General features: G+C 66.2%; 10 protein-coding genes. All 10 read left to right on the forward strand.

Features of this window, described 5'->3' with window-relative positions; all coding sequences use genetic code 11:
• The first annotated feature begins 5 nt into the window (after positions 1-5).
• The 10 genes from ACFWBD_RS10985 (at position 6) to map (ending at position 6239) form a co-directional block, all read left to right on the forward strand.
• Complete coding sequence (locus ACFWBD_RS10985; protein WP_030890724.1) at positions 6-191, forward strand: type Z 30S ribosomal protein S14; 186 nt, start codon at positions 6-8, stop codon at positions 189-191.
• A gap of 213 nt (positions 192-404) precedes the next feature.
• Positions 405-803, forward strand: a complete 399-nt coding sequence (gene rpsH, locus ACFWBD_RS10990; RefSeq protein WP_028807312.1) for a 30S ribosomal protein S8 — start codon at positions 405-407, stop codon at positions 801-803.
• A 24-nt stretch (positions 804-827) separates the two neighbouring features.
• Complete coding sequence (rplF, locus tag ACFWBD_RS10995) at positions 828-1367, forward strand: 50S ribosomal protein L6 (protein ID WP_385553591.1); 540 nt, start codon at positions 828-830, stop codon at positions 1365-1367.
• A 3-nt stretch (positions 1368-1370) separates the two neighbouring features.
• The gene (gene rplR, locus ACFWBD_RS11000) at positions 1371-1754 is read left to right on the forward strand and encodes a 50S ribosomal protein L18 (RefSeq protein WP_020132625.1); all 384 of its coding nucleotides are present in this window, start codon (positions 1371-1373) and stop codon (positions 1752-1754) included.
• A gap of 64 nt (positions 1755-1818) precedes the next feature.
• Complete coding sequence (gene rpsE, locus ACFWBD_RS11005) at positions 1819-2424, forward strand: 30S ribosomal protein S5 (protein WP_383678741.1); 606 nt, start codon at positions 1819-1821, stop codon at positions 2422-2424.
• Entirely contained in the window at positions 2424-2606 is a 183-nt protein-coding gene (gene rpmD / locus ACFWBD_RS11010) for a 50S ribosomal protein L30 (protein WP_005313525.1), read from the forward strand. The genes rpsE and rpmD overlap by 1 nt, the downstream gene beginning before the upstream one ends.
• A gap of 2 nt (positions 2607-2608) precedes the next feature.
• Positions 2609-3064, forward strand: coding sequence for a 50S ribosomal protein L15 (gene rplO, locus ACFWBD_RS11015; RefSeq protein WP_385665685.1), 456 nt, complete (start codon positions 2609-2611; stop codon positions 3062-3064).
• A gap of 257 nt (positions 3065-3321) precedes the next feature.
• The gene (secY, locus tag ACFWBD_RS11020) at positions 3322-4635 is read left to right on the forward strand and encodes a preprotein translocase subunit SecY (RefSeq protein WP_057602882.1); all 1314 of its coding nucleotides are present in this window, start codon (positions 3322-3324) and stop codon (positions 4633-4635) included.
• Positions 4635-5297, forward strand: coding sequence for an adenylate kinase (locus tag ACFWBD_RS11025; protein WP_385665688.1), 663 nt, complete (start codon positions 4635-4637; stop codon positions 5295-5297). The genes secY and ACFWBD_RS11025 overlap by 1 nt, the downstream gene beginning before the upstream one ends.
• A gap of 105 nt (positions 5298-5402) precedes the next feature.
• Positions 5403-6239, forward strand: a complete 837-nt coding sequence (gene map / locus ACFWBD_RS11030) for a type I methionyl aminopeptidase (RefSeq protein WP_385665690.1) — start codon at positions 5403-5405, stop codon at positions 6237-6239.
• The last annotated feature ends 189 nt before the right edge of the window (positions 6240-6428 follow it).

The following is a 6428-nucleotide window of genomic DNA, read 5'->3' on the forward strand; positions in this document are numbered from 1 at the left end:
GCGAGATGGCGAAGAAGGCTCTGATCGCAAAGGCTGCTCGTAAGCCTAAGTTCGCTGTGCGGGCGTACAACCGCTGCCAGCGTTGCGGCCGTCCCCACTCCGTGTACCGCAAGTTCGGCCTCTGCCGTGTGTGCCTTCGTGAGATGGCTCACCGCGGCGAGCTGCCGGGCGTGACCAAGAGCTCCTGGTAAACCCCCTTTTAAGGGTTCCAGAGGCTCTCGGTAAGCAATGGGCGTGTCAGGTGCCCACCTCTTCATGGCTTAGGCTTGGAGGGTTGGGCACCTGATGGTCGCCCGTACGACTTACTACGCCGTAGGTCCACCGCGCCGCACCCGCCCCGTCTCGGATCGGGGAGAGGGATGGCGCAACAGGAAACCCCGGCGAGAGAGGCCACAGGCCAATTCATGACCATGACTGATCCGATCGCAGACATGCTGACGCGTCTGCGGAACGCGAACTCGGCGTACCACGATTCCGTGACGATGCCGGCGTCCAAGATCAAGTCTCACATCGCGGAGATCCTCCAGCAGGAGGGCTTCATCACGGGCTGGAAGGTCGAGGACGCCGAGGTCGGCAAGGACCTCACCCTCGAGCTCAAGTTCGGCCCGAACCGTGAGCGCTCCATCGCGGGCATCAAGCGGATCTCCAAGCCCGGTCTCCGGGTTTACGCGAAGTCCACCTCCCTGCCCAAGGTGCTGGGCGGCCTCGGCGTGGCGATCATTTCCACGTCGCACGGTCTCCTCACCGACAAGCAGGCCGGCAAGAAGGGCGTAGGCGGAGAAGTTCTCGCCTACGTCTGGTAGCGGAAGGGAACGGAGGAAACAGCTATGTCGCGTATTGGCAAGCTCCCTATCACGGTTCCCGCCGGCGTGGACGTCACCATCGACGGCCAGACGGTTGCGGTCAAGGGCCCCAAGGGCTCGCTGACCCACACCGTCGTTGCGCCGATCGAGATCGCCAAGGGTGAGGACGGCGTTCTGAACGTCACCCGCCCCAACGACGAGCGTCAGAGCAAGGCCCTGCACGGCCTGTCCCGCACGCTGGTGGCGAACATGATCACCGGCGTGACCCAGGGTTACGTGAAGAAGCTCGAGATCAGTGGTGTCGGTTACCGCGTGACCGCGAAGGGCTCGAACCTCGAGTTCGCGCTCGGTTACAGCCACCCGATCACCGTCGAGGCCCCCGAGGGAATCTCCTTCAAGGTCGAGAACCCCACCCGGTTCTCGGTCGAGGGCATCGACAAGCAGAAGGTCGGCGAGGTTGCGGCCAACATCCGCAAGCTGCGCAAGCCCGACCCGTACAAGGCCAAGGGCGTCAAGTACGAGGGCGAAGTCATCCGCCGCAAGGTCGGAAAGGCGGGTAAGTAAGCCATGGCATACGGACAGAAGATCCTCAAGGGCGACGCTTACAAGCGTGCCGCGATCAAGCGTCGCCACATCCGGATCCGTAAGCACATCTCGGGTACGGCTGAGCGTCCGCGTCTCGTCGTGACGCGCTCCAACCGCCACATCGTGGCCCAGGTCATCGACGACATCAAGGGTCACACCCTGGCGTCGGCGTCGACCCTGGACACGACGATCCGCGGCGGCGAGGGCGACAAGTCCGCGCAGGCCAAGTCGGTCGGCGCCCTGGTCGCCGAGCGCGCCAAGGCCGCCGGAGTCGAGGCTGTCGTGTTCGACCGTGGTGGCAATCAGTACGCCGGGCGCATCGCCGCCCTGGCGGACGCCGCCCGCGAAGCCGGACTCAAGTTCTGAGTCGCCCGTCGCGCTAGCGACCTAGGTCGCTGCGTAGCTAGCGGAAAAAGAGAGAGGTAATCCAATGGCTGGACCCCAGCGCCGCGGGAGCGGTGCCGGTGGCGGCGAGCGGCGGGACCGGAAGGGCCGTGACGGTGGCGCCAGCGCCGCCGAGAAGACCGCGTACGTTGAGCGCGTCGTCGCGATCAACCGCGTCGCCAAGGTTGTGAAGGGTGGTCGTCGCTTCAGCTTCACCGCGCTGGTCGTGGTGGGCGATGGTGACGGCACCGTCGGTGTCGGTTACGGCAAGGCCAAGGAGGTGCCGGCCGCGATCGCCAAGGGTGTTGAAGAGGCCAAGAAGCACTTCTTCAAGGTCCCGCGTATCCAGGGCACCATCCCGCACCCGATCACGGGCGAGAAGGCCGCGGGCGTCGTCCTGCTCAAGCCTGCTTCCCCCGGTACCGGCGTTATCGCCGGTGGCCCGGTGCGTGCAGTGCTCGAGTGCGCCGGCGTTCACGACATCCTGTCGAAGTCGCTCGGCTCGTCGAACGCGATCAACATCGTGCACGCGACCGTGGCGGCCCTCAAGGGCCTGCAGCGTCCCGAGGAGATCGCGGCTCGCCGTGGTCTGCCCCTCGAGGACGTCGCCCCCGCGGCTCTGCTTCGTGCGCGTGCCGGGGCTGGTGCGTAATGGCTCGCCTCAAGATCACGCAGACGAAGTCGTACATCGGCAGCAAGCAGAACCACCGTGACACTCTGCGTTCGCTCGGGCTCAAGCGCCTGAACGACGTGGTCGTCAAGGAGGACCGCCCCGAGTTCCGCGGAATGGTGCACACCGTCCGCCACCTCGTGACGGTTGAGGAGGTCGACTGATCATGGCGGAGAACAGCCCGCTCAAGATCCACAACCTCCGTCCCGCCCCGGGCGCCAAGACCGCCAAGACCCGTGTTGGTCGTGGTGAGGCGTCGAAGGGTAAGACGGCTGGTCGTGGTACCAAGGGCACGAAGGCCCGTTACCAGGTTCCGGAGCGCTTCGAGGGTGGGCAGATGCCCCTCCACATGCGTCTTCCGAAGCTCAAGGGCTTCAGGAACCCGTTCAAGACCGAGTTCCAGGTCGTGAACCTCGACAAGCTGGCCGCGCTGTACCCCGAGGGTGGCGAGGTCACCGTAGAGGGTCTCGTCGCCAAGGGTGCCGTTCGCAAGAACAGCCTCGTCAAGGTCCTCGGCCAGGGCGAGATCTCCGTGGCGCTGCAGGTGACGGTCGACGCCGTCTCCGGCTCCGCCAAGGAGAAGATCACCGCTGCCGGCGGTGCCGTCACCGAGCTCATCTGAACACCACAGGCGTCTCGATGACCTGAGCGATCCCGACCGGGGATACCCCACATATGGGGTATCCCCGGTTGGTCGTTCCTACGGCGGTACTCTCGCCGGTAAGGTGACCTGCACTGCCCACTTTCACAAGATGCTTCCCATGGGGCACCTTGAGAGGCAGTCGACCGTTACACAAGTCGTTGTCGTTGTCGTTGTTCTTATTGGACCCTCAAGACCGTCACCCTTGACGCAGATGCGCGGGGGTCGCAGGAGGCACCGTGCTCACCGCGTTCGCCCGGGCGTTCAGGACGCCCGACCTGCGCAAGAAGCTGCTCTTCACGCTCGCCATCATCGTGATCTACCGGCTCGGAACGCATATTCCGATTCCCGGTGTCGACTACACGTCCGTTCAGCGGTGCGTGGACGAGGCGTCCGGCAACCAGGGCCTCTTCGGTCTGGTGAACATGTTCAGCGGCGGCGCGCTGCTCCAGATCACCATCTTCGCGCTGGGCATCATGCCGTACATCACCGCGAGCATCATTCTTCAGCTGCTGACCGTGGTGATCCCGCGTCTGGAAGCCCTCAAGAAGGAGGGCCAGGCCGGCACCGCGAAGATCACGCAGTACACCCGCTACCTCACGGTGGCGCTCGCGATCCTTCAGGGCACCGGCCTGGTGGCCACCGCCCGCAGCGGCGCCCTGTTCTCCGGTTGCACGGTCGCCTCGAGCATCGTCCCGGACCGCGCGATCTTCACCACCATCGTCATGGTCATCTGCATGACCGCCGGTACGGCCATGGTCATGTGGCTCGGTGAGCTCATCACCGACCGCGGTATCGGCAACGGCATGTCGATCCTGATGTTCATCTCGATCGCCGCGACCTTCCCCTCGGCCCTGTGGGCCATCAAGAAGCAGGGCACGCTCGCGGGCGGCTGGATCGAGTTCGGCACCGTCATCCTGGTCGGCCTGGTCATGGTCGGTCTGGTGGTCTTCGTCGAGCAGGCCCAGCGCCGTATCCCCGTGCAGTACGCGAAGCGCATGATCGGCCGCCGGTCCTACGGCGGTACCTCGACGTACATCCCGCTGAAGGTGAACCAGGCCGGTGTGATCCCGGTCATCTTCGCCTCGTCGCTGCTCTACATCCCGGCTCTCGTCGCCCAGTTCTCCAGCGGAACCTCCAGCTGGAAGACCTGGATCGAGACCAACCTGACCAAGGGTGACCACCCGATCTACATCAGCATGTACTTCCTGCTGATCGTTTTCTTCGCGTTCTTCTACGTGGCTATCTCCTTCAACCCCGAGGAAGTAGCCGACAACATGAAGAAGTATGGTGGCTTCATCCCGGGCATCCGGGCTGGCCGACCGACCGCTGAGTACCTCTCCTACGTACTCAACCGGATCACCTGGCCGGGTTCGCTGTATCTGGGTCTGATCGCTCTTGTACCGACGATGGCGTTGGTTGGCTTCGGGGCAAGCCAGAACTTCCCGTTCGGTGGTACCAGCATCCTGATCATCGTGGGTGTCGGTCTCGAGACGGTGAAGCAAATTGAGAGCCAGCTCCAGCAGCGCAATTACGAAGGGTTCCTCCGCTGATGCGTATCGTCCTCGTCGGGCCGCCGGGCGCCGGAAAGGGAACGCAGGCCACACGTCTGGCCGAGAAGCTCCGCGTTCCGCACATCTCCACGGGCGACCTGTTCCGCGCCAACATCAGCCAGCAGACGGAACTCGGGAAACTCGCGAAGTCCTACATGGACGCCGGCAACCTCGTCCCCGACGAGGTCACCATCGCCATGGCCAAGGACCGCATGGAGCAGCCGGACGCCGAGCGCGGCTTCCTGCTGGACGGTTTCCCGCGCAACGTCTCGCAGGCCGAGGCGCTGGACGAGCTCCTCACCCTCGAGGGCATCAAGCTGGACGCGGTACTGGACCTGGAGGCCCCGGAGGAGGAGGTCGTCAAGCGGATCGCCGGCCGGCGCATCTGCCGCAACGACTCCTCGCACGTCTTCCACGTGACGTACAAGAAGGCCGCCGAGGAAGGCGTCTGTGACGTCTGCGGCGGCGAGCTGTACCAGCGGGACGACGACTCCGAGGAGACGGTCCGCACCCGGCTCGAGGTCTACCACACGCAGACCGAGCCGATCATCGACTACTACAAGGCGCAGGGCCTGGTCGTGACCATCGAGGCCATGGGCCCGGTGGAAGAGGTCACCGCACGCGCGCTGGCCGCCCTGAAGCGTGAGGGCGACGACCAGTAGTCGTCGCTCCCCGTACGGCCGTGGCGTCCCTCCGGACACCACGGCCGTACTGTTGTGTGCATACGTAACCCGACCGACCTGAGTGACGGAGAGCGCAGGCCCCCCATGGTGCAGATCAAGAGCCCCGAGCAGATCGCCAAGATGCGTGCGGCGGGGCTGGTCGTCGCCGCCATCCACGCGGCCACGCGTGAAGCGGCGGTGCCGGGGGCGACGACCAAGGACCTGGACGACGTCGCCCGCAAGGTCCTCGCGGAGAACGGTGCGAAGTCGAACTTCCTCGGCTACGGCGGCTTCCCCGCGACGATCTGCACCTCGGTGAACGACGTGGTGGTGCACGGCATCCCCTCCGACGAGGTCGTCCTCAAGGACGGCGACATCATCTCCATCGACTGCGGGGCTATCGTCGACGGCTGGCACGGCGACGCGGCGTACACGGCGTTCGTCGGCTCGGGGCACGCTCCGGAGCTGATCGAGCTGTCCCGGGTGACCGAGGAGTCGATGTGGGCCGGCATCGCCGCCATGAAGGCGGGCGGCCGGCTGGTCGACGTATCCCGCGCGATCGAGACGTACATCCGCCGTCAGCCCAAGCCGGGCGGCGGGCGCTACGGCATCATCGAGGACTACGGCGGCCACGGCATCGGCACCGAGATGCACATGGACCCCCATCTGCTGAACTACGTCGACCGCAGGCGGGGCAAGGGGCCGAAGCTGGTTCCCGGCTTCTGCCTGGCCATCGAGCCGATGGTGTCCCTGGGGACCCCGCGCACCGAGGTCCTCGAGGACGACTGGACCGTCATCACCACCGACGGCACCTGGTCCTCGCACTGGGAGCACTCGGTCGCGCTGACCGAGGCGGGTCCGCTGGTGCTGACGGCTCCCGACGGGGGCAGGGCGAAGCTGGCGGAGCACGGCGTCACGGCGGCGCCGGATCCGCTGGGCTGAGGTTTCCTCCGGGGTGCGCCGTGGGGTTCTCGCCCCCGCCGCCCCTCCCCATTCCCGTCCCCGGGGGCAGCGCCCCCGGCCCCCCGGCCAGGGTCCCGGCCCCCCGGCCAGGGTCCCGGCCCCCCGGCCAGGGTCCCGGCCCCCCGGCCAGGGTCCCGGCCCCCCGGCCAGGGTCCCGGCCCCCCGGCC

It is taken from the genome of Streptomyces sp. NPDC060002 (genome assembly GCF_042737245.1).
Taxonomy (GTDB): Bacteria; Actinomycetota; Actinomycetes; order Streptomycetales; family Streptomycetaceae; genus Streptomyces.

Excerpts from the sequence above, each read along its gene's own strand:
- ACFWBD_RS10985 (WP_030890724.1), top strand. The coding sequence starts at position 6 with ATGGCGAAGAAGGCTCTGATCGCAAAGGCTGCTCGTAAGCCTAAGTTC.
- ACFWBD_RS11025 (WP_385665688.1), top strand. The coding sequence starts at position 4,635 with ATGCGTATCGTCCTCGTCGGGCCGCCGGGCGCCGGAAAGGGAACGCAG.
- map (WP_385665690.1), top strand. The coding sequence starts at position 5,403 with ATGGTGCAGATCAAGAGCCCCGAGCAGATCGCCAAGATGCGTGCGGCG.
- rpsH (WP_028807312.1), top strand. The coding sequence starts at position 405 with ATGACCATGACTGATCCGATCGCAGACATGCTGACGCGTCTGCGGAAC.
- rplF (WP_385553591.1), top strand. The coding sequence starts at position 828 with ATGTCGCGTATTGGCAAGCTCCCTATCACGGTTCCCGCCGGCGTGGAC.
- rplR (WP_020132625.1), top strand. The coding sequence starts at position 1,371 with ATGGCATACGGACAGAAGATCCTCAAGGGCGACGCTTACAAGCGTGCC.
- rplO (WP_385665685.1), top strand. The coding sequence starts at position 2,609 with ATGGCGGAGAACAGCCCGCTCAAGATCCACAACCTCCGTCCCGCCCCG.
- rpsE (WP_383678741.1), top strand. The coding sequence starts at position 1,819 with ATGGCTGGACCCCAGCGCCGCGGGAGCGGTGCCGGTGGCGGCGAGCGG.
- rpmD (WP_005313525.1), top strand. The coding sequence starts at position 2,424 with ATGGCTCGCCTCAAGATCACGCAGACGAAGTCGTACATCGGCAGCAAG.